This window comes from Aestuariicoccus sp. MJ-SS9 (assembly GCF_032586235.1).
Classification (GTDB): Bacteria; Pseudomonadota; Alphaproteobacteria; order Rhodobacterales; family Rhodobacteraceae; genus Aestuariicoccus.
Map to the genome: position 1 here is coordinate 1 of NZ_JAWHTD010000020.1, position 21,625 is coordinate 21,625.

Consider the following 21,625-nt stretch of genomic DNA (forward strand, 5'->3'; position numbering starts at 1 on the left):
AAATCGGCGCGCGCGCAGGAGGTTCTGAAGTCGCAAGGCAGCTGGCTGCTCTTCCTGCCGCCTTACTCGCCCGACCTGAACCCCATCGAAATGGCATACTCGAAACTCAAGGCACACCTCAGACGGCTAAAGGCCCGCACATTTGAAGTACTATTCCAATCCGTCGTCCAAACCTGCGATCTCTTCCCGCCAAACGAGTGCAGAAACCTCTTCAAGGCTGCCGGATATGTTGCAGATTAAATAGACGACGCTCTAGACGATGCCGCCCGCAATCAGCCGGTCGGCCAGCCGCGCATAGGCCTCGGGCACCGGCCCGTCGCCCAGCGCCACCGGGCGGCCCGAATCCCCGGCCAGCCGCGTCTCCAGGTCCACCGGCAATTGCCCCAGCACCGGCAGGCCCAGCCGTTCGGCCTCGGCCACCACGCCGCCATGGCCGAAGATATGGCTCTCGCCGCCGCAATGCGGGCAGACGAAGACCGACATGTTCTCGATCAGCCCCAGCACCGGCGTGCGCAGCGTGGCGAAGGCATCCAGCGCCTTGCGCGCATCCAAAAGCGCCACGTCCTGCGGCGTCGACACGACGATCGCACCCGCCACCTCGGACTTCTGGCAGAGCGACAGCTGCACATCCCCCGTCCCCGGCGGCAGATCGACCAGCAGCACATCCAGTTCGCCCCAATCCACCTGCATCAGCATCTGCTGCAGCGCCCCCATCAGCATCGGGCCGCGCCAGACCACCGCCTTGTCCTCGGCCAGCATCAGCCCGATCGACATCAGCGTCACGCCATGCGCCTTCAGCGGGCGGATGGTCTTGCCGTCGGGGCTCTGCGGGCGCTCGGTCAGGCCGAACATGCGCGGCTGGCTGGGTCCGTGAATGTCGGCGTCCAGCAGCCCGACCCGCTTGCCCGCCCGCGCCAGCGCCACCGCAAGGTTCGACGACACCGTGGATTTACCCACCCCGCCCTTGCCCGAGCCGATGGCGAGGATCGTCTTCACCCCCGCGGGCTTCATCGGCCCGGCCTGCGCCTGGGGATGCTGCCCCAGCTTGAGCGACGGCGGCTTCTTTTCGGTCTGATGCGCGGTCAGCGCCGCGCTGACGCCCGTCACGCCGGGCACCTGCCCCACGATCTCTTCTGCGGCGCGGCGCAGCGGCTCCATCTGACGGGCGATCTCGGGGCTGGGCGCCTCGATGACAAAGCGCACCTTGCCATCCTCGACGGTCAGCGCGCGAATCATGTCACGCGAAATCAGGTCGCCGCCGTCGGGCAGCGCCAGCCGCCGCAGCGCGTCTTGAACCTCTGTCCGGATTTGCGTCATGCCCATTCTCCCATCACTCCGCCAATTCACGCGGCGTCCCGAATATTGATTTCCCGAAGCCGCGTCCTAGCAGCATGTAAAAGTTTTCATACAGCCTCAAAATTGAGCGAACTGCCTGAATTCATACAAAATTTCCTATGCACTTGCTGCATAGCAGCATTGTCGAAGCGCGGTATTGTGCATCTGCAGCATGTGCCCCATCTTGAGTTCAACAAAGCCAACCACGAACTCATAGGCTTCTGACATGACATACGCAAACACGACCAACACCCGCGCCGGCAAGGGCTTCTCGCTGCGCCTCGACGCGCTTATCGAAACCTTCCGCGACCGCATGGCGCGCCGCCGTCTCTACAAGCAGACGCGCAGCGAGCTCATCGCGCTCAGCGACCGCGAACTGGCCGATCTGGGCCTGCACCGGTCGATGCTGAACCGCATCGCGTGGCAAGCCGCCTACGGCGACTGAGAAATTCGAAAGGGGTCCTCCTCCCAATAGTCCCTTTCGAACCCGCACCGGCCTTTCCTCCCATCGGTCGGCGCAAAACGGAACCCACGGGTTCCAAATTACGCGGTAGCCCCTCTCCTCCTCCCTGGGGCGGTCGTGATCAGCGGTGGCACCCATCCTCCTCCCGGGTGTCACCGCACTGAATTCGGGGCCACGACCCCAACACTTCGCGGCCCCCTCTCCTCCTCCCTGGGGCAGTCGTGATCCGCGGTGGCGCCTCTCCTCCTCCCTGGCGTCACCGCACCTAATTCGGGGCTCAGGCCCCAACGTTTCGCGGCCCCCTCTCCTCCTCCCTGGGGCAGTCGTGATCGGCGGTGGTGTCCATCCTCCTCCCGGGCACCGCCGCCTCCCTTTCCGGGGCCATCGGCCCCAACAAATTTCGCGGCTCCCCTCTCCTCCTCCCTGGGGCCGTCGCGAATTGCGGTGGCGTCCATCCTCCTCCCGGGCGTCACCGCACTAGGTTTCCGGGGCAGCAGCCCCAACGACGGATTGCGCGCCCCTCTCCTCCTCCCTGGGGTTAGCGCATGACTTCACGGCGGCGCACGCACACGTGCGTCGCCGTTTTTTCATGCGTGACCCGTCAAGGGCCGTGGCGGCCAGCGTTTCGGAACAACCCGGACGCACATCCTCCGCCGCGCGGCACGCGCTCGGGGCATCTGCGACTGGTCTGTCCCGGGTCTGAACCCAAAGGCCCTAGTGCAACCGGCCCGCCCGTCCGCCGCGCCGCGCCGGCCGGCGCGGATCGCAGACCGAGGCCTGCGCCAGATAACCCGCGAAAAGCCGCGCCGCGCGGCTGGCCGTGGCACAGCACCCGATGCGCCCCAGCGCCTCGGCCGCGGCCGCAGCCGGGGCTGCACCGCAGGGCAGGCTCAGCGCCCATTCCAGGAACCCAGCCCGCGCGGCATCCTGCGCCTCGGCGCTGTCGATGCTCTGCAGACCGTCGAAAATGCGCCGCGCGGTCATGCGCGGCCTCTCAGGGTGGTCATGGGCAATGCCCCTTTCCTCGTGATCCGCGCCCCGCGGACCTTTGGGGCGCCGCGCATCCCTGCGCGACGCGGTCGGTCTCACCCAAGGCTGGTTTCCGGACTGCGGCGGGCGGGCCTCGCGCCGATGGCGACCTGACCCTGCCTGCCGCGCCTTCCCGGGGACATCCCCAGTGACCTTTGCGGCAGGCCTCCCGCCCTCACCGTTGCGGGGGCAGTGCCGGACTTTCACCGGCTTCCCAATTCTCCGTGGCAGGCCACGGCACCTTGAGATCCGCAGGCTATGTCACCCCGCCCCGAGTCGCCTAGACCCAAAACCGGCATTCCGACGCCGCGATACGCCAAGCCGGGCCTTGGCCTTCGCCGCCCCTTTGGGTAGACGGACAGCAAAAGGACACCCGGCGCGGCGCTTCGGCCGCCCGAAAGGCAGAGGACAGCTTCCATGGCCATGGAAAAGACCTTCGACGCAACAACAGCCGAGACGCGCATCTACGAGGCATGGGACCGCGCAGGCGCCTTCGCCGCCGGGGCCAACGCCAGCCGCGAAGCGACCTTCAGCATCATGATCCCGCCGCCCAACGTGACGGGCAGCCTGCACATGGGCCACGCCTTCAACAACACGCTGCAGGACATCCTGGTGCGCTGGAAGCGGATGCAGGGCTTCGACACGCTCTGGCAGCCGGGCACCGACCACGCAGGCATCGCCACGCAGATGGTCACCGAACGCGAAATGGCCGCCAACCAGGAACCCTCGCGCACCGAGATGGGGCGCGAAAAGTTCCTCGAACGGGTCTGGCAGCAGAAGATCAAGTCGCGTGGCACCATCATCGGGCAGTTGAAGCGCCTCGGCGCCTCCTGCGACTGGTCGCGCGAGGCCTTCACCATGTCCGGCGCCCCCGGCGCGCCCGCGGGCGAAGAGGGCAATTTCCACGACGCCGTGATCAAGGTCTTCGTCGACATGTACGAAAAAGGCCTGATCTATCGTGGCAAGCGCCTGGTGAACTGGGATCCGCATTTCGAAACCGCGATCTCGGACCTCGAGGTCGAGAATATCGAGGTGCCGGGCCACATGTGGCACTTCAAATACCCGCTCGCGGGCGGGGCCACCTATGAATACGTGGAAAAGGACGAGGACGGCAACGTCACCCTGCGCGAGACCCGCGATTACATCTCGATCGCCACCACCCGCCCCGAAACCATGCTGGGCGACGGCGCGGTGGCGGTGCACCCGGGCGACGAACGCTATGCGCCCATCGTCGGCCAGCTCTGCGAGATCCCCGTGGGCCCCAAGGAACACCGCCGCCTGATCCCGATCATCACCGACGACTACCCCGATCCCGATTTCGGCTCGGGCGCGGTCAAGATCACCGGCGCGCATGATTTCAACGACTACGCGGTGGCCAAACGCGGCGGCATCCCCTGCTACCGGCTGATGGACACCAAGGGCCACATGCGCGACGACGGCGTGCCCTATGCCGAGGCCGCCGCCATCGCGCTCGAGGTCGCCCGCGGCGAGCGGACCCTGACCGAGGCCGAGACCGACGCGCTCAACCTCGTCCCCGACCACCTGCGTGGTCTCGACCGCTTCGAGGCGCGCAAACGCGTCATCGACGAGATCACGACCGAGGGCCTCGCGGTGATGACCCGCACGGGCGACCCGCGCCTCGGCAAACCCGCGAAAAAAGCCGAAGAGGGCTCGCAAGAGACCGATGAGGTGCCCCTCGTCGAATCCAAACCGATCATGCAGCCTTTCGGCGACCGCTCGAAAGTGGTGATCGAGCCGATGCTCACCGACCAGTGGTTCGTCGACACCGACAAGATCGTCGGCCCCGCGCTCGACGCCGTCCGCGATGGCACCGTCGACATCCTGCCCGAACGCGACAAGCGCGTCTATTTCCACTGGCTGGAAAACATCGAGCCCTGGTGCATTTCGCGCCAGCTCTGGTGGGGCCATCAGATCCCGGTTTGGTATGGCTTCGACATCGAAACCAACGATTTCACCGACGACGAGAACGACGGCGCGCTCGACCTCGTGGAAATGGGCCGGCTCCTGTCGGACCAGTTCCTGACCACCGGCACCGACCGGCACCATTGCGCCGCCGATTTCCACGCCGTGCATGGCCAGTTCCGCGACGTGCTCGACGGGCTGCCCACGCCGCTCAACCACGCCCGCGTGGTCGAGGTCGCCGACCGCGCCGCCGCGGTGCACCGTCTGGCCGAAAGCCTCGCCGAATATGAAACCACCCAGGATCCGACCCGGCTGGTCTACCCGGTCTGGCAGGATGCGGACGTCCTCGACACCTGGTTCTCGTCCGGCCTCTGGCCCATCGGCACGCTGGGCTGGCCGGAAGAGACCGAAGAGCTGAAAAAGTACTTCCCCACCTCGGTCCTCATCACCGGCTTCGACATCATCTTTTTCTGGGTCGCCCGGATGATGATGATGCAATACGCGGTGGTGGGCGAACGCCCCTTCGACACGGTCTATGTCCACGCGCTGGTGCGCGACGAGAAGGGCCGCAAGATGTCGAAATCCGTCGGCAACGTCATCGACCCGCTGGAACTGATCGACGAATACGGCGCCGATGCGGTGCGCTTCACGCTCGCCGCCATGGCCGCCATGGGCCGGGACCTGAAATTGTCCAAGGACCGCGTCGCGGGCTACCGCAACTTCGGCACCAAGCTCTGGAACGCCGCCCGCTTCGCCGAGATGAACGAGGCGGTGGGTTCGGACGGCCGCATCCCCCAGACCACCGCGCCGCTCAACCGCTGGATCGTCGGCGAGACCGCGCGCATCCGCGAAACCGTGGACGAGGCGCTGACCGGCTACCGGTTCAACGACGCCGCCAACGCGCTTTATGCCTTCGTCTGGGGCAAGGTCTGCGACTGGTACGTGGAATTTTCGAAACCGCTCTTCGGCTCGGACGACGCCGCCGTCGTGGCCGAAACCCGCGCCACCATGGCCTGGGTGATCGACCAGTGCCTGATCCTGCTGCACCCCTTCATGCCCTTCATCACCGAAGAGCTTTGGGACACGCTGGGCGACCGGCCCAAAATGCTGGTCCATGCCGACTGGCCGACCTACGGCAGCGACCTGATCGACGCCGAGGCCGAGGCCGAAATGTCCTGGGTCATCGGGCTGATCGAAGGCGTGCGCTCGGCGCGCGCCCAGATGCACGTGCCCGCCGGGCTCTACTTGCCGCTGCTGGTCAAGGACATGGACGCCGCGGGCCAGGCCGCCTGGACCCAGAACGAGGCGCTGATCAAGCGGCTCGCGCGGATCGACACGCTGGAGACCGTGAACACCTTCCCCAAAGGCTGCGTCACCGTGCCCGTGGGCGGCGCGACTTTCGGCATGCCGCTGGCCGACCTCATCGACGTCAACGCCGAAAAGGACCGGCTGGAAAAGGCGCTGCAAAAGCTCGGCAAAGAGCTGGGCGGCCTGCGCGGGCGGCTCAGCAACCCCAAGTTCGCCGCAAGCGCGCCCGAGGACGTCGTCGCCGAAACCCGCGCCAACCTGGAAGCGCGCGAAGAGGAAGAGGGCAAGCTCAAGGAGGCGCTGGCGCGACTCTTGGAAATCGGCTGACGCGCCGGCCTATCCGGCCAGCGCCCGGGTCATGCGGATCACCGTGGGGCCGGGCGCGTCGAATGCCGCCAGCAGCGCCTGCTGCAAGGCGCTCAGCGTCTCCGGCTCTTTGGCCCCTGCGCCATAGGCGCGGGCCAGCGCCAGGAAATCGGGGTTGCGCGCGACGACAGCGTTGGGCGCGATCTGCGAGGCGATCATCGCCGCCTCGATCTCGCCCAGCTTGGCGTTGTCCCAGATCAGGATCGGCAGCGGCAGGCCCAGCTCGACCGCCGTGCCCAGCTCTTGCACGGTGTATTGAAAACCGTAATCGCCCAGGATCGCCACCGTGGGTTTGCCGCGCCGCGCCACCGCCCCGCCGATGGCGGCGGGCAAGGCGTAGCCCAGCGTGCCAAAGCCGTAGGGATGGTGCCAATGGCCCGGGCGCGGCATGTCCCAGACCTCTTTCACCGCATAGGCGAACTGGGTCATGTCGGAATAGATCATCGCATCCTCGGGCATGACCGCCCGCAGGGCGTCGGCCACCGGCAGGATGCCCGGCCGCTCGGCGTCGATCTCGGCGCGCCAGCGCGCGCGGGTGCGGTCCACCTCTGCGGCGTCCCAGCACGGCGCGCGGTCCTCGACCCGCGCGGGGATCGCCACCGCCATGGCCCTGAGGAACGCCCCCGCATCGCCCAGAAGCGGCATGTCCCCCGCGCCGCAGGCCGCCAGCACCTCGGCGTCGATATCGACCCGGATCGTCGGGCAGTCGTGGCCGAGATGATCGCGCCAGAGATCGACCTCGGAAAGCTCGGTGCCGATGGCGATCACCAGATCGGCCTCAGCCGCCACCTGCGCCGAATCGGGCCGCGCCAGGGTCGAGCCGAAGAAAAGCGGCGTCCCGGGAGGCACGATGCCCCGCCCGGCATAGGTGACGAAGGACGCGGCCCCGGTCTGGCGCAGGATGTCGGGCACCGCGCCCGCCCCGGCCCGCGCCCCGCCGCCGAAGACGAATAATGGCTTTTTCGCCGCGAGGATCCGGGTGATCGCCATGGACAGATCGCCGTGGCTGACCTGCGGCAGGCCCGACGCCGCCGGGCGTGCCGGGGCCGGTGGCGCGTTGCGCCCGGCAAGTGCTATGGGCACCTGCAGGTGTTTGGGCCGCGGCCGCGCGGTGGCAAATTCTGAAAATGCCCGGTCGATCAGGGCATAAGCGGCCTCGGGGCTGCGCGCCTCGGCGGACCAGTCGCAGACCGTCTCGGCCGCCGCGCGCTGGTCGCGCATCTGGTGCAGCTGGCCCCGGCGCGCATCGGCCTCGTCCAGGCACGAGCTGATCGCCAGCACCGGCGCGCTGTCGCTATAGGCCTGCCCCAGCGCCGTCATCGCATTGCAAAGCCCCGGCCCGGTGATCAGGTAACACACCCCCGGTTTACCGCTGGCGCGGGCATAGCCATCGGCCATGAACCCCGCCCCCTGTTCGTGGCGGGCCAGCACATGGGTGATCCCGGCGGTCTCGATGCCGCGGTACATCTCGACATTGTGCACGCCGGGGATGCCAAAGATCACCTCGACACCGCGCGCCCGCAGCATGTGCGAGATCTGCGCGCCAAGAGGACGGTCGGTCATCACGCTCTCCAGAAACTGACGGTCAGGATGGCGTAGACCGCCATCAGCTCGAGCCGCCCCACCAGCATCGCCAACGCCAGCATCCATTTCGCGGTGTCGTTGAGCCCCGCGAAATTGCCCGCCGGGCCAATCTGGTCGCCCAGCCCCGGGCCCACATTGGCCAGCGCCGTCGCCGCCCCCGACACCGAGGTAATGAAATCGAGCCCGGTCATCCCAAGCCCGACGGCCAGCACCCCCAGCGTGACCACGAAGAACACGAAGAACGACATCACCGACCCCAGCACGTCGTCGCCCACCGGGCGGCCGTCGTAGCGCGGAGTAAAAACGCCATGCGGCGCCCGAATGCGTCTGAGCTGCACCTTGATCGAGGCGAAAAGCAGCTGATAGCGGAAGATCTTGATCGAACAGGCGGTCGACCCGGCGCAGCCTCCGATCAGGCCGATGAAAAAGAACACCGTCACCGCGAACGGCCCCCAAAGGCCGTAATCGTCCGAGGCATAGCCGGTGCCGGTGACCAGCGACACGACGTTGAAGAGCACCTTGCGCACCGCGTCCTCTCCGCTTGCGTCCGTCACCGTCAGCCGCCAGAAGGTCAGCAGCAGGACGATCACCGCGACCGTGATCAGAAAGGCGCGGATCTGGCGGTCCTGCAGCAGCGGGGCGACGTTGCGATTGGCCGTCATTTGAACGAAGCGCACGAAGGGCAGCGCGGCCAGCAGCATGAAGACGACCGATATATATTCCACCCCGGCCCCGAACCCGGCGAAGGACGTGTCGTAATTGGCAAAACCGCCGGTCGCGACGGTGGTCATGGCGTGGACGGTCGCATCGAAGGGCGTCATGCCGGCCAGAAAATACGCCCCCGCGCAGATCAGCGTCAGCGAGACGTAAATGGTCGAGATGCTCGAGGATATCTGCGTGGCCCGGGGCAGGATTTTGCCCATGGTGTCAAAGCCTTCGGAGCGGAAGATCTGCATCCCTCCCACCCGCAGCTCGGGCAGGAACACCATCGCCACGACGATGATGCCGATGCCCCCCAGCCATTGCAGCAGCGCCCGCCAGAGCAGCAGGCCCTTTGGCAGTTCCTCAAGCCCCGAGAACACGGTCGAGCCGGTGGTCGTCAGCCCCGACATGGCCTCGAAAAAGGCATCGACAAAGCGCGCCTCGGTCGCGCCCAGAACGAAGGGCAGCGCGCCGAAAATCGGCAGCGTCAGCCAGACCCCGGTGGTCAGCAGAAAGGTCTGCTGGATCGACAGCCGGTCGCGCACCGCGTTGGCGCTGGCCAGCGCGATCAGCCCGCCGGTCAGAATGGTGATGATGGCGCTTTCGGCGAAGACCGGCCACTGCCCCCGCCCCTCGGCGATGTCCACCAAAAGCGGCAACAGCATGGTGGCCCCCAGCATGGCCACCAAAAGGCCGATCACGTAGAAGACGGGGCGAAGATCGAACATGGGGCGCAGCGTTGGACCGCGCGGCTTGCCCTGTCAAGATGGCAGCGCGCCCGTCCGCCCGGGGGGCCGGTCACGCAAACGAACGCCCGCCGGTGGGGCGGGCGTTCGATGCTTTGGCGGGGACGCCGCGCTTAGCCGACGTGGAACAGGGTCGAGAAAAGCTTGGGGTCGAGGCTTTCGGAGGCAAAGGTCGGCCCCTCGGTCAGCACCGAAACCGCGTCGTGGCTGTGCAGGCTTTCCTGGTGGCTGGCCAGCACCCGATAGTCCGACACCCGCGGATCGTTCTGCAACTGCTCGGCAAAGAGCCGCGCCGCATCCTCGACGAAGATCGGGTTGGCGGCGTTCAGTTCGGCAAAGGCCTGTTCGTCCTCGCGCTTGACCATGACCTGGGTCTCGGTCGGCACGGCGCGGCGGCACATGTCGATCAGGTCCTCGAACCACAGGCAGGCATCGTTTTCGTTCAGCACGACCGAGATTCGCGCCACCGACCGCTGCGAATGCGGCGTCGCCAGCTGGCCGCGTTCGCGCCGGGCGTGTTCGCTCAGCTCCAGCGAGCAGGGGCAGGTCGAGCTGTAGACATAATCGAGATGCATGATCTTGTGGCGCACGCCGTCGGTCTCGACCAGTTCGATGGCGATATCGTAATACTGATAGCCCGACAGACCCGAGCGCAGGCTGTCCATCCGCATCGGGAAGGACAGGCGCATGTTGATACGGGCGTCAAAGCTTTCGAGGTCGGATTTGTAATCGTCGAGCGCCGCCTCGATCACCTCGAAGCTGAAGGTCTTGTCCGCGTGGGCATAGAACGAGCGCATGATGCGGCTCATGTTGATGCCCTTCTTGTCGGCCTCCAGGCTGACGGTGCCAGTGACGCTGGTTTCCAGCGTCAGGTCGCCGTTGTCGCGCGTATGATACTGAATCGGCAGGCGAAAGTTTGAAATGCCGACGTGCTGGATCGCCCGGTTGGCACCCTTGATCAGCGCCGAAGGCCCGTTCTGAAGGTCCGGCAGGGTGGCCTTGTATTCGGCGTCGACGTCGAAGCCGTGCGGATAGACCCGCGCCAGAACCGGATAGGCGTCGGCCTTGGCGTCGGGGGCCAGGCGCGTCAGCACCGGGTCGAGATCGGCGATCTCGGCGTCATGCGCCTTGCCCGCCCATTTCCGCAGCAGCGCGAGCGCGGCCTCGGCCTCTTGACGGCTGGGTTTGCGGTCGATGTCCGGCGTATGAATGTTCATGCTCGTGCCTCCTCGCCCGATGGGGCGCTCGTAACTATACATGGGATACGGCCGTGCCGTTTCCACCTTTGCTTACATAGTACGGAACCGACCCATTTCCGGATCACAGAATGCGGCGCATTCGACGCTGATTCGCGTCAAATTTTCGTTAAATCAACTCCAGCGCGTTCAGGATATCGGCCACCAGATCCCTGGGGTCCTCGATCCCCACCGACAGCCGGATCAGCCCGTCGCCGATCCCCAGGCTCGCGCGTTGGTCGTCGGTCAGGCGCTGGTGGGTCGTGGTCGCGGGATGGGTGGCAATGGATTTCGCATCGCCGAGGTTGTTCGAGATCAGCACCACCTCCAGCGCGTTGAGAAAACGGAACGCCGCCTCTTTGCCGCCGTGCAGGTCGATGGCCACCATGGTGCCGCCCGCCCCGAGCTGGCGCATCGCCAGGTCGTATTGCGGATGGCTGGGCGCGCCGGGATAGCGCACCTGCCGGACCTTGGGATGGTTCTCGAGTGCCTCGGCGATCGCGCCGGCCGAGGCGGTCTGCGCGCGTACGCGCAGATCCATCGTCTCGAGCCCCTTTAGCATCACCCAGGCCGTGAACGGGCTCATCGAGCCGCCGGTGTGCTTGAGGAAAGGCTCCACCGTCTTGCGGATGAATTCGCGGCTGCCGAGGATGACCCCGCCCAGCGTCCGGCCCTGACCGTCGATATGCTTGGTCGCGGAATAGATCACCACATCCGCCCCCTGGGCCACGGCATTGGAATAGATCGGCGTGGAAAAAACGTTGTCTATCAGAACCTTGGCGCCCACACTTCGCGCGATGGATGAAACGCCTTCGATGTCCACCAATTCCAGCGTCGGGTTGGCCATCGACTCGAAGAACACCGCCTTGGTGCCGGGTTGCACCGCCGCCCGCCACTGGTCCAGATCGGCGCCGTCGACAAAGCTGACCTCGACGCCGTAGCGCGGCAAGATCTCTTCTAGGATATACAGGCACGAGCCGAAAAGCGCCCGCGCCGCGACCACATGATCGCCCGCCCGCAGCATCGACATCAGCGCGCCGTTGACCGCCGCCATGCCGCTGGCGGTGGCAAAGGCGTCCTCGGTGCCCTCGAGCCCTGCTATACGCTCTTCGAACATGCGCACCGTGGGGTTGCCGTAGCGGGCGTAGATGAATTCGTCGGGCGCCGATTGGATGAACCGCGCCTCGGCCTGTTCGGCGCTGTCGTAGGCAAAGCCCTGCGTGAGGAAAATCGCTTCGCTCAGCTCGCCCCACTGGCTGCGTTTGGTGCCGCCGTGCACCAGTTTCGTCCGTTTTTCCATCGTGTATCCTCCGGGCCGCCCTGGGCCACAAAAAAACCCCTGTCGCGGTCAAGCGAAAGGGGCTCCTTCGTCTGACCTCTTTAGCGGCATGTTTAACGTGGCCCGCAATCCGGTAACAAATCGCCACAGCGGTTGCGTAAGCCCGTTGCGCGGCTGCGTCAAGACCGTCACGCGGCCGTAACCAAACCTTCACGGCGCCGACATAGCGTTTCCGTATCAGCAAGCCACAATATGTTGTGAGGCCGGCCATGCCGCTGCTGCGTATTACCGTCCATGACGATCAGCCCTTGTGCCACGACGGGGAAATGCCGGTCGCCGCCCTGTTAAGCCACGCGCATCGCGTCGCCGCCCCCGGGCCCGTGGTGATCATGGTGCACGGGTACAGATACGCGCCCGGCCGTCCGGGCCGCTGCCCGCACGCCCTGGTGCAGAGCCTGTCGCCGCCGCCCGACCGGCCGCGGGCGATCAGCTGGCCACGCCATCTGGGCTTTGGCCGCGCCGGAACGGATGCCGGGATCGCGATTTCACTTGGTTGGAGCGCGGATGGCCCGATCTGGCGGGCCTGGACCACCGCCGAGGCCGCCGGCCGCGCGTTGACCTGCCTGCTCAAGGACCTGCGCCACTTTGCACCCGGGCGCGACGTGCATGTCTTCGCCCATTCCATGGGCGCGCGGGTCGCGCTGGCGGCGCTGCGGCAGGCCGCGCCCGGCGACGTCAGGACGGCGATCCTGATGGCGCCGGCCGAATTCAGCACCGCCGCGGGCGCCGCGCTTGACGCCCCGGCGGGGCGCGCGGCTGGTGTGCTGCACGTCTCGAGCCGCGAAAACGCAGTGTTCGACCGGGTGCTGGAGTTGCTCATCCGCCCGCCCCGCGGCGGCGGGGGCGCGATGGGGCGGCAGCCCCTCGAGCGTGCGAACCTGGCGCATCTTCGGCTCGACCACCCGCCCAGCCTCGCCGCGCTGCGCCGAGCGGGCTATCCTGTCGCCGCGCCGGACCGGCGCATCTGCCACTGGTCGCCCTATCTGCGCGCCGGGGTCTTCCCGCTTTACCGCGCGCTTCAGAGCGGGACGCTGGACATCGCCCGCCTGCGCGCGCTGCTGACCAAAGAGCCGGCCCCGCCACACCTCTTGTCCTTCGCGCCGAAACCGGCACACTGGCCGGCGAGAAATCCCCAAAGGGCGCGCGCATGACCATCGATTTGTATTACTGGCCGACACCGAACGGCTGGAAAGCCTCCATCGCGCTGGAAGAGATGGGGCTGCCCTACATCACCCACCTGATCGACATATCCAAAGGCGCGCAACACGATCCGGCCTTTCTGGAGGTGTCGCCAAACAACAAGATCCCAGCCATCACCGACCCCGACGGCCCCGGCGGCGCGCCGATCCACATCTTCGAATCCGGTGCGATCCTGCTCTATCTCGCGCGCAAGACGGGCCGGTTCTACGGGCACGACGAACGGAGCCGCGTGGCGGTCGAACAATGGCTGATGTGGCAGATGGGCGGGCTGGGGCCGATGGCGGGCCAGGTGCATCATTTCTGGAAATTCGCGCGCGAGGACATCCCCTACGCCAAGGCCCGCTACAGGGACGAAGCGGCACGGCTCTACGGCGTGCTGGACCGGCAACTGGCGCAGAACGAATATGTCGCCGGGCCCGACTACACCATCGCCGACATGGCGATCTGGGGCTGGGCGTCGCTCTGGGAAGGCCAGCGCCAGACGCTTGACGACAAGCCGCATCTGGCGCGCTGGCTGGATCAGGTCAGCGCGCGCCCCGGCGTCATCCGGGGCCGCGCGCTCTATGCGGAATTGCGCCGCGATCCGACCGCGAAATAACCACGCCGGGTCGGCGGACACGTTTTCTTGCAAAGAAAACGGATCGAAATCTTTCAAAGATTTCGACGCCCCCGGGGCGAATGCGGTGCGTCAGAAGGGCACGTCGTCCGCAGCACAGATGAACCGCGATACGACCTTCTTGGTCCCTGCCTTCTCGAAGGCGATTTCCAGCTTGTCGCCTTCGATCCCGACGATCGCGCCATAGCCGAATTTCTGGTGGAACACCCGCTCGCCCATCACATAAGACGACACTGCATTCAAATCGATTACCGTGTTGCGGCTTTCGCGCGGCTGGCTGACCGGGCGGTCGGCCGACCGGGCTTGCAGGCGCTTCCAACCGGGCGAATTGTAGACATTCGCCTCGGCCGCGCGCGCCTCCACCCCCGAGGACATGCCCGCAGCCCCATAGCCGCCACCGTAAAGGCCGGGCGGCGTCAGCACCTCCACATGCTCTTCGGGCAATTCGTCGACAAAGCGCGAGGGCAGCGAGGATTGCCACTGGCCAAAGACCCGCCGGTTGGCCGCAAACGAGATCGTGCAGATCTCTTCGGCGCGGGTGATGCCGACATAGGCCAGCCGCCGCTCTTCCTCGAGCCCCTTGACCCCGGTCTCGTCCATCGAGCGCTGCGAGGGGAAGAGCCCGTCCTCCCATCCCGGCAGGAAGACGGCCGGAAACTCCAGCCCCTTGGCCGCATGCAGCGTCATGATCGACACTTTCGCGCCGCCGTCGTCGGTCTCGTTGTCCATGATCAGGCTGACGTGTTCAAGGAATCCCTGCAGATTCTCGAACCCTTCCAGCGCCTTGACCAGTTCCTTGAGGTTCTCGAGCCGCCCCGGCGCCTCGGGTGTCTTGTCGTTCTGCCAATGCGCGGTATAGCCCGACTCGTCCAGCACGATCTCGGCCAGTTCCATATGGGTCAGGTCGGGATCGCCGGTCATCCGGCCCCAGCGGCGCAGGTTCTCGACCAAGAGCCGCAGCTCGCCTCCGCCCTTGCCCTTGATCAGCCCCTGCTCGACCGCCAGCGCGGCGCCTTCCAGCAGGCTGACCCCACCCGCGCGCGCGGTCACCTGGATGGTCTGCTGCGCCTTGTCGCCCAGGCCCCGCTTGGGCGTGTTGACGATGCGCTCGAAGGCCAGATCGTCGTCGGGGCTGACCACGAGGCGGAAATAGGCCATCGCATCGCGGATCTCCATCCGCTCGTAAAAACGCGGCCCGCCGATCACGCGGTAGGGCAGACCGATGGTCAGAAAGCGGTCCTCAAAGGCTCGCATCTGGTGGCTGGCGCGGACCAGAATGGCCATCTCGTCGAGCGAAAAGCCCCGCTGGCCACGGGTGCCCTTTTGCATAGCCTCGATCTCTTCGCCGACCCAGCGCGCCTCTTCGTCGCCGTCCCAATGGCCGATGAGGCGCACCTTCTCGCCCTCGGTCAGGTCGGTGAACAACTCCTTGCCCAGTCGCCCCCGGTTGCCCGCGATGACGCCGCTCGCGGCCGCCAGGATATGCGGGGTCGAGCGGTAGTTCTGTTCCAGCCGCACCACATGCGCGCCGGGAAAATCCTTTTCGAACCGCAGGATGTTGCCCACCTCGGCGCCGCGCCAGCCATAGATCGACTGATCGTCGTCGCCCACGCAGCAGATGTTGCGATGCCCGCCCGCCAGCAGCCGCAGCCACAGGTACTGCGCCACGTTGGTGTCCTGGTATTCGTCCACCAGGATATAGCGGAACCAGCGCTGGTATTGCGCCAGCACGTCCTCATGCGCCTGAAAGATCGTCACCACGTGCAAGAGCAGATCGCCGAAATCCACCGCGTTCAGCTCTTTCAGCCGCGCCTGGTATTGCGCGTAAAGCTCGGTGCCGCGGTTATTGTAGGCCCCCGCATCGGCCGAGGGCACCTTTTCAGGCACCAGCGCGCGGTTCTTCCAGCCGTCGATCAGCCCCGAAAGCTGGCGCGCGGGCCAGCGTTTGTCGTCGATGCCCGCAGCGCTGACCAGCTGCTTGAGCAGGCGCAGCTGGTCGTCGGTGTCGAGGATGGTGAAGTTCGACTTCAGCCCCACCAGCTCGGCATGTCGGCGCAGGAGCTTGACGCAGATCGAATGGAAAGTGCCCAGCCACGGCATGCCTTCGATGGTCTGGCCCAGCATATGGCCGACGCGGTTCTTCATCTCGCGCGCGGCCTTGTTGGTGAATGTGACCGCCAGAATTTCGTTCGGGCGCGCCCGTCCGGTGTTCAGCAGGTGCACGATTCGCGCCGTCAGCGCGCGGGTCTTGCCGGTGCCCGCCCCCGCCAGCATCAGCACCGGGCCATCCAGCGTCTCGACCGCCTGGCGCTGCGCGGGGTTCAGACCATCCAAATAGGGGGCAGGCCGCGCGGCCATCGCACGGGCGGACAGCGCCGCGCCTTCAAAGGCGTCCATATCGTCAAAACTGCTCATAAGCATAGTCTAGCGCGGCGGCGGGCAAAGGGAAAGCCCGTGTTCCGCTTCTGTTCCCGCTTGTTTTCGCCGCGCGGACAGGTGCGCAACTCGGCGCGACGCGGCCCTCGCGCGATCTCTGGCCCATGCTGCGGGACGGAGCGGCAGGTGCTGGACAAATCCGCACGAGAGGGCACAAATGCACCCGATGGATCTGAATGCCCGATACCCCGCCATCGCCGATCTGCGCACCCGCGCGCGCCGGCGCATCCCGCATTTCGTCTGGGAATATCTCGACAGCGGCACCGGCACCGAGGCGACGCTGAAACGCAACCGCAGCACGCTGGACGCGGTGCGCTTTGCCCCCTCGATCCTGCATGGCGAGGTGGCCGCCGACCTGGGCACGACCCTCTTCGGGCAGGACCACCCCCTGCCCTTCGGCATCGCGCCCGTTGGCATGTCGGGGCTGATATGGCCCGATGCCGAGCGGATTCTGGCGCGCGCGGCGGCGCGGGCGGGGGTGCCCTATACGCTCTCGACGGTCGCCACGCAGACGCCAGAGACCGTCGGGCCGCTGACCGGCGGACAGGGCTGGTTCCAGCTTTACCCGCCGCGCGATCCCGAGATTCGCCGCGACATGCTGGCCCGCGCCCGCGACGCGGGCTTTACCGCGCTGGTGCTGACGGTGGACGTGCCCGTGGCCAGCCGCCGCGAGCGGCAGGTGCGGTCGGGGCTGACCAACCCGCCCCGGCTGACGCCGCGCCTGCTGGCGCAGGTGGCGATGCGCCCGGCCTGGGCCGTGGGCACCGCGATGCACGGCATGCCGCGGATGCGCACGCTTGATCCTTACGCCGCCGATACGGCGGCGCGGGACCCGACGGCGCATGTGGGCTATCTGCTGCGCACCGCGCCCGACTGGGAGTATCTGCGCTGGCTGCGCGACCATTGGGAGGGCACGCTGATCGTCAAGGGCGTGCTGCGCGCCGCCGATGTGCCGGGGCTGGAATCGGCGGGCGTCGACGCGATCTGGGTCTCCAACCACGCCGGGCGGCAGTTCGACGCCGCCCCCGCCAGCATCGAGGCCCTGCCCGCGATCCGCGCCGCCACTGACCTGCCGCTGATCTTCGACAGCGGCATCGAGGGCGGTCTGGACATGCTGCGCGCCATCGCCCTTGGCGCGGATTTCGTCATGCTGGGGCGGGCGTTCCACTATGCGCTGGGGGCGCTGGGGCGCGAAGGCCCGGCGCATCTGATCAACATCCTGCGCCGCGATCTGGCGGCCAATCTGGGTCAGCTGGGCGTCGCGCGGCCGGTCGACCTGCGCGGCCAGGTGCTGGCGCGCGAAACCCGCGCTCAATAACCGAAAATCAGTAACCGAAAAGAGGCACCGGGTCCGCATCGCGGAAGGGCGCGGTCATGCGCCAGCGGATCAGGAAATCCTTGTCGACGGTGAAATAGCTCACCCCGGTGCGGCGCGCGACGGTCTCGACCTGGAACTCTTCGCCCTCTTCGACGCCGTTGGTGTCGATCATGACGACCATGGGCAGCTTGCCGGTGATCTCGGCGGCGAAAAGCGCCTGGTGCAGGCTGTCGAAGGACGACCGCTTGGCGTCGACCCCCACCTCGACCACATGGGTCGGCGTCTCGCAATCCACCCGCACGTGCCGGGCGGACCCGGCCGCGATGTAATCGTGGCGCACTTCCATCTCGCCGCCCAGAATGAGGCTGCACAGGATCGCGGTAAGTTCGACTTCTCCGGCCATCCGACCACCTTAACGGGTATTAACAAAAAGTAAACGGCTGGCACGTCGGCGACCGCGCGCCCGCCACGGCCTACCCAGTTCTACGTGTTGTGCAGGTGCAGAAACTGGCCTAGACCTTTGCCAAGGTTATCCGCAGGATCAATGCCATGCCCGACTTCAAGAAAATCCTGATCGCAAACCGTGGCGAGATCGCCATCCGCATCATGCGCGCCGCCAACGAGATGGGCAAACGCACCGTCGCGGTCTATGCCGAGGCGGACAAGCTGGGGCTGCACCGGTTCAAGGCCGACGAGGCCTATCTGATCGGTGAAGGGCTGGGGCCGGTGCAGGCCTATCTGGCCATCGACGAGATCATCCGCGTGGCCAAGGAATGCGGCGCGGATGCGATCCATCCGGGATATGGCCTGTTGTCAGAGAACCCCGATTTCGTCGACGCCTGCGAGGCCGCGGGCATCACCTTCATCGGTCCCCGGGCCGAGACCATGCGCGCGCTCGGCGACAAGGCCAGCGCGCGGCGCGTGGCCGTCGCGGCGGGCGTGCCGGTCATCCCGGCGACCGAGGTGCTGGGCGACGATTTCGACGCCATCACCAAGGAGGCCGAAGCGATCGGCTATCCGCTGATGCTCAAGGCCAGCTGGGGCGGCGGCGGGCGCGGAATGCGGCCCATCGAGGGCCCCGGCGAGCTGCGCGAGAAGGTGCTGGAAGGCCGGCGCGAGGCCGAGGCCGCCTTTGGCAACGGCGAGGGCTATCTGGAAAAGATGATCCTGCGCGCGCGCCATGTCGAGGTGCAGATCCTCGGCGACAAGCAGGGCAATATCTATCACCTCTATGAACGCGACTGCTCGGTCCAGCGGCGCAATCAGAAGGTCGTGGAACGCGCCCCCGCGCCGTATCTCAGCGAGGCGCAGCGCGAGGAGCTCTGCGAGCTGGGGCGCAAGATCTGCGCCCATGTGAATTACGAATGCGCCGGCACGGTCGAGTTCCTGATGGATATGGAAACCGGCAAGTTCTACTTCATCGAGGTCAACCCGCGCGTGCAGGTCGAACATACCGTCACCGAAGAGGTGACGGGCATCGACATCGTGCAGGCGCAAATCATGATCGCCGAGGGCAAATCGCTGGCCGAGGCCACCGGCAAGGCGTCGCAATACGACATCCGGCTGAACGGCCACGCGCTGCAGACCCGGATCACGACCGAGGATCCGCAGAACAACTTCATCCCCGATTACGGCCGCATCACAGCGTTCCGGTCGGCCACGGGCATGGGCATCCGGCTGGATGGCGGCACGGCCTATGCGGGCGGGGTGATCACGCGGTTCTACGACTCGCTGCTGGTCAAGGTGACCGCCTGGGCGCAGACGCCCGAAAAGGCGATCGCCCGGATGGACCGCGCCCTGCGCGAGTTCCGCATCCGCGGCGTCAGCACCAACATCGCCTTTGTCGAGAACCTGCTGAAACACCCGACGTTTCTGACCAACCAGTACACCACCAAGTTCATCGACGAGACGCCCGCGCTCTTTCAGTTCCCCAAGCGGCGCGACCGCGGCACCAAGGTGCTGACCTATATCGCCGACATCACAGTCAACGGCCACCCGGAGGTCGAAGGCCGGCCCCGCCCCGCGGCCGAGCTGAAGCCCGCCCGCCCGCCAGCGGTGCGCGCAGAGCGCGCACCCTACGGCACCCGCAACCTGCTGGAGGAAAAGGGCCCGCAGGCCGTCGCCGACTGGCTTGCCGAACAGCCGCAGGTGCTGATCACCGACACCACCATGCGCGACGGGCATCAGTCGCTGCTGGCCACGCGGATGCGCAGCCTCGACATGATCAAGGTCGCCCCGGCCTATGCCGCCAACATGCCGCAGCTATTCAGCGTGGAATGCTGGGGGGGTGCGACCTTCGACGTGGCCTACCGGTTCCTGCAGGAATGCCCCTGGCAACGCCTGCGCGATCTGCGCGCACGGATGCCCAACCTGATGACCCAGATGCTTTTGCGCGGGGCCAACGGGGTGGGGTACACGAATTACCCCGACAACGTGGTCCAGTTCTTCGTGCGTCAGGCCGCCGAGACCGGCGTGGACGTGTTCCGCGTCTTCGACAGCCTCAACTGGGTCGAGAACATGCGTGTCGCCATGGACGCGGTGCTGGAGAACGGCAAGGTGCTGGAGGGCACGATCTGTTACACCGGCGATATCCTCGACCCCGACCGCGCCAAGTACGATCTGAAATACTATGTGTCCATGGGCAAGGAGCTGAAGGCTGCGGGCGCGCATATCCTCGGGCTCAAGGACATGGCAGGGCTGCTGAAACCCAATGCCGCCGGCCCGCTGGTGCGCGTGTTGAAGGAAGAGGTCGGCCTGCCGGTGCATTTCCACACGCATGACACCTCGGGCGCGGCCATCGGCTCGATCATCGAGGCCGCAAAGGCCGGGGTCGATGCGGTCGACGCGGCGATGGATGCGCTGTCGGGCAACACCAGCCAGCCGACGCTGGGATCGGTGGTCGAGGCGCTGCGCCACACCGACCGCGACACCGGGCTGGATATCGGCGCGATCCGCGAGATCTCGAATTACTGGGAGGCCGTGCGCGGCCAGTACGCGGCGTTCGAATCGGGGCTGCAAGCACCCGCCTCGGAGGTTTACCTGCACGAGATGCCCGGCGGGCAGTTCACCAACCTCAAGGCGCAGGCCCGCAGCCTGGGGCTGGAAGAGCGCTGGCACGAGGTCGCCCAGACCTATGCCGATGTGAACCAGATGTTCGGCGATATCGTCAAGGTGACGCCGTCCTCGAAGGTGGTGGGCGACATGGCGCTGATGATGGTCAGCCAGGGGCTGACGCGGGCGGATGTCGAGGATCCCGACACCGATGTCAGCTTTCCCGACAGCGTCATCGACATGATGCGCGGCAATCTCGGCCAGCCGCCGGGCGGCTGGCCCAAGGCAATCCAGAAGAAGATCCTGAAAGGCGACAAGCCCTTTACCAAGCGCCCGGGCCTTACCGCCGAGCCGGTGGATATCGAGGCCACCCGCGCCAAGGTACAGGCCGAGCTCGAGGGCAAGGCGGTCGATGACGAGGATCTGAACGGCTACCTGATGTATCCCAAGGTGTTCATGGATTACATGGGTCGCCACCGGGTCTATGGCCCCGTCCGCACCCTGCCCACGCGCACGTTCTTCTACGGGATGGAGCCCGGCGAAGAGATCACCGCCGAGATCGACCCCGGAAAGACGCTCGAGATCCGGCTGATCGCCGTGGGCGACACGCAAGAGGACGGCGAGGCGCGTGTGTTCTTCGAACTGAACGGCCAGCCGCGCACCGTGCGCGTTCCCGACCGCAAGGCCAAGGCGGTGACCGCCGCGCGCCCCAAGGCCGAGCTGGGCAACCCCGCCCATGTCGGCGCACCGATGCCCGGCGTTGTGGCCAGCGTCGCGGTGGTGGTCGGCAAGCACGTCAGGGAAGGCGATCTGCTGCTGACCATCGAGGCGATGAAGATGGAGACCGGTCTGCACGCCGAGCGGGACGCCGTGGTCAAGGCGGTGCATGTGACGCCCGGATCGCAGATCGACGCCAAGGACCTGTTGATCGAATACGAAGGGTAGTCCGGGGTCCGCGGGGGCAGCTCCTCAAG

Annotated in this window: 15 protein-coding genes and 2 riboswitches; of the genes, 7 read left to right on the top strand and 8 right to left on the bottom strand. The window is 66.5% G+C overall.

The genetic code is table 11. The features are described 5' to 3' along the window. Positions 1-240, top strand: a 240-nt coding sequence (locus RXV88_RS13820; RefSeq protein ID WP_316293813.1) for a transposase, incomplete at its 5' end; no start/stop codon positions are given. Between the two features lie 12 nt (positions 241-252). Here RXV88_RS13820 and RXV88_RS13825 read toward each other — a convergent pair. Next, entirely contained in the window at positions 253-1,317 is a 1,065-nt protein-coding gene (locus RXV88_RS13825; protein WP_316293815.1) for an Mrp/NBP35 family ATP-binding protein, read from the bottom strand. Between the two features lie 244 nt (positions 1,318-1,561). Between RXV88_RS13825 and RXV88_RS13830 the strand changes: the two genes are divergently transcribed. Continuing rightward, positions 1,562-1,780, top strand: a complete 219-nt coding sequence (locus tag RXV88_RS13830; RefSeq protein WP_316293817.1) for a DUF1127 domain-containing protein — start codon at positions 1,562-1,564, stop codon at positions 1,778-1,780. Between the two features lie 732 nt (positions 1,781-2,512). Here the strand turns inward: RXV88_RS13830 and RXV88_RS13835 are convergent. Then, positions 2,513-2,782, bottom strand: coding sequence for a hypothetical protein (locus tag RXV88_RS13835; RefSeq protein ID WP_316293819.1), 270 nt, complete (start codon positions 2,780-2,782; stop codon positions 2,513-2,515). Positions 2,783-2,873: 91 nt separating this feature from the next. Beyond that, positions 2,874-3,087: riboswitch (cobalamin riboswitch) on the bottom strand. Between the two features lie 157 nt (positions 3,088-3,244). Between RXV88_RS13835 and RXV88_RS13840 the strand changes: the two genes are divergently transcribed. Continuing rightward, on the top strand, positions 3,245-6,385 hold the full coding sequence (locus RXV88_RS13840) for a valine--tRNA ligase (RefSeq protein ID WP_316293821.1): 3,141 nt from the start codon (positions 3,245-3,247) through the stop codon (positions 6,383-6,385). Positions 6,386-6,394: 9 nt separating this feature from the next. Here the strand turns inward: RXV88_RS13840 and RXV88_RS13845 are convergent, their stop codons facing one another. The 4 genes from RXV88_RS13845 to metZ form a co-directional block, all read right to left on the bottom strand. After that, on the bottom strand, positions 6,395-7,987 hold the full coding sequence (locus RXV88_RS13845) for a 5-guanidino-2-oxopentanoate decarboxylase (protein WP_316293822.1): 1,593 nt from the start codon (positions 7,985-7,987) through the stop codon (positions 6,395-6,397). Continuing rightward, complete coding sequence (locus tag RXV88_RS13850; RefSeq protein ID WP_316293823.1) at positions 7,987-9,438, bottom strand: TrkH family potassium uptake protein; 1,452 nt, start codon at positions 9,436-9,438, stop codon at positions 7,987-7,989. The genes RXV88_RS13845 and RXV88_RS13850 overlap by 1 nt, the downstream gene beginning before the upstream one ends. A 131-nt stretch (positions 9,439-9,569) precedes the next feature. Further along, positions 9,570-10,673: a GTP cyclohydrolase FolE2 gene (gene folE2, locus RXV88_RS13855; RefSeq protein WP_316293825.1), complete on the bottom strand. Its 1,104-nt coding sequence runs from the start codon at positions 10,671-10,673 to the stop codon at positions 9,570-9,572. A 148-nt stretch (positions 10,674-10,821) separates the two neighbouring features. After that, positions 10,822-11,991 (bottom strand): O-succinylhomoserine sulfhydrylase, encoded by a 1,170-nt coding sequence (gene metZ / locus RXV88_RS13860; protein ID WP_316293827.1) that lies wholly within the window; start codon positions 11,989-11,991, stop codon positions 10,822-10,824. 59 nt (positions 11,992-12,050) lie between these two features. Continuing rightward, a riboswitch (SAM riboswitch) is annotated at positions 12,051-12,128 on the bottom strand. 111 nt (positions 12,129-12,239) lie between these two features. On the opposite strand from metZ, the gene RXV88_RS13865 reads away from it, so the two are divergent. Both RXV88_RS13865 and RXV88_RS13870 read left to right on the top strand, forming a co-directional pair. Then, positions 12,240-13,181, top strand: coding sequence for an alpha/beta hydrolase (locus RXV88_RS13865; RefSeq protein ID WP_316293829.1), 942 nt, complete (start codon positions 12,240-12,242; stop codon positions 13,179-13,181). Then, a complete protein-coding gene (locus RXV88_RS13870; RefSeq protein WP_316293831.1) occupies positions 13,178-13,828 on the top strand; it encodes a glutathione S-transferase N-terminal domain-containing protein in 651 nt (216 codons plus the stop codon). The genes RXV88_RS13865 and RXV88_RS13870 overlap by 4 nt, the downstream gene beginning before the upstream one ends. Positions 13,829-13,918: 90 nt before the next feature. On the opposite strand, the gene RXV88_RS13875 is transcribed toward RXV88_RS13870, so the two are convergent. Beyond that, positions 13,919-16,261: an ATP-dependent helicase gene (locus RXV88_RS13875; protein WP_316293833.1), complete on the bottom strand. Its 2,343-nt coding sequence runs from the start codon at positions 16,259-16,261 to the stop codon at positions 13,919-13,921. Positions 16,262-16,439: 178 nt separating this feature from the next. Between RXV88_RS13875 and RXV88_RS13880 the strand changes: the two genes are divergently transcribed. Continuing rightward, positions 16,440-17,600 (top strand): alpha-hydroxy acid oxidase, encoded by a 1,161-nt coding sequence (locus tag RXV88_RS13880; RefSeq protein WP_316293835.1) that lies wholly within the window; start codon positions 16,440-16,442, stop codon positions 17,598-17,600. A 7-nt stretch (positions 17,601-17,607) separates the two neighbouring features. Here the strand turns inward: RXV88_RS13880 and RXV88_RS13885 are convergent, their stop codons facing one another. Continuing rightward, the gene (locus RXV88_RS13885; RefSeq protein WP_316293837.1) at positions 17,608-18,003 is read right to left on the bottom strand and encodes a hypothetical protein; all 396 of its coding nucleotides are present in this window, start codon (positions 18,001-18,003) and stop codon (positions 17,608-17,610) included. Between the two features lie 146 nt (positions 18,004-18,149). Between RXV88_RS13885 and RXV88_RS13890 the strand changes: the two genes are divergently transcribed. Continuing rightward, complete coding sequence (locus tag RXV88_RS13890; RefSeq protein WP_316293839.1) at positions 18,150-21,596, top strand: pyruvate carboxylase; 3,447 nt, start codon at positions 18,150-18,152, stop codon at positions 21,594-21,596. Positions 21,597-21,625: the final 29 nt, after the last annotated feature.

Excerpts from the sequence above, each read along its gene's own strand:
- metZ (WP_316293827.1), bottom strand. The coding sequence starts at position 11,991 with ATGGAAAAACGGACGAAACTGGTGCACGGCGGCACCAAACGCAGCCAG.
- RXV88_RS13825 (WP_316293815.1), bottom strand. The coding sequence starts at position 1,317 with ATGACGCAAATCCGGACAGAGGTTCAAGACGCGCTGCGGCGGCTGGCG.
- RXV88_RS13850 (WP_316293823.1), bottom strand. The coding sequence starts at position 9,438 with ATGTTCGATCTTCGCCCCGTCTTCTACGTGATCGGCCTTTTGGTGGCC.
- RXV88_RS13870 (WP_316293831.1), top strand. The coding sequence starts at position 13,178 with ATGACCATCGATTTGTATTACTGGCCGACACCGAACGGCTGGAAAGCC.
- RXV88_RS13840 (WP_316293821.1), top strand. The coding sequence starts at position 3,245 with ATGGCCATGGAAAAGACCTTCGACGCAACAACAGCCGAGACGCGCATC.
- folE2 (WP_316293825.1), bottom strand. The coding sequence starts at position 10,673 with ATGAACATTCATACGCCGGACATCGACCGCAAACCCAGCCGTCAAGAG.
- RXV88_RS13890 (WP_316293839.1), top strand. The coding sequence starts at position 18,150 with ATGCCCGACTTCAAGAAAATCCTGATCGCAAACCGTGGCGAGATCGCC.
- RXV88_RS13885 (WP_316293837.1), bottom strand. The coding sequence starts at position 18,003 with ATGGCCGGAGAAGTCGAACTTACCGCGATCCTGTGCAGCCTCATTCTG.
- RXV88_RS13865 (WP_316293829.1), top strand. The coding sequence starts at position 12,240 with ATGCCGCTGCTGCGTATTACCGTCCATGACGATCAGCCCTTGTGCCAC.
- RXV88_RS13830 (WP_316293817.1), top strand. The coding sequence starts at position 1,562 with ATGACATACGCAAACACGACCAACACCCGCGCCGGCAAGGGCTTCTCG.
- RXV88_RS13880 (WP_316293835.1), top strand. The coding sequence starts at position 16,440 with ATGCACCCGATGGATCTGAATGCCCGATACCCCGCCATCGCCGATCTG.
- RXV88_RS13835 (WP_316293819.1), bottom strand. The coding sequence starts at position 2,782 with ATGACCGCGCGGCGCATTTTCGACGGTCTGCAGAGCATCGACAGCGCC.
- RXV88_RS13845 (WP_316293822.1), bottom strand. The coding sequence starts at position 7,987 with ATGACCGACCGTCCTCTTGGCGCGCAGATCTCGCACATGCTGCGGGCG.
- RXV88_RS13875 (WP_316293833.1), bottom strand. The coding sequence starts at position 16,261 with ATGAGCAGTTTTGACGATATGGACGCCTTTGAAGGCGCGGCGCTGTCC.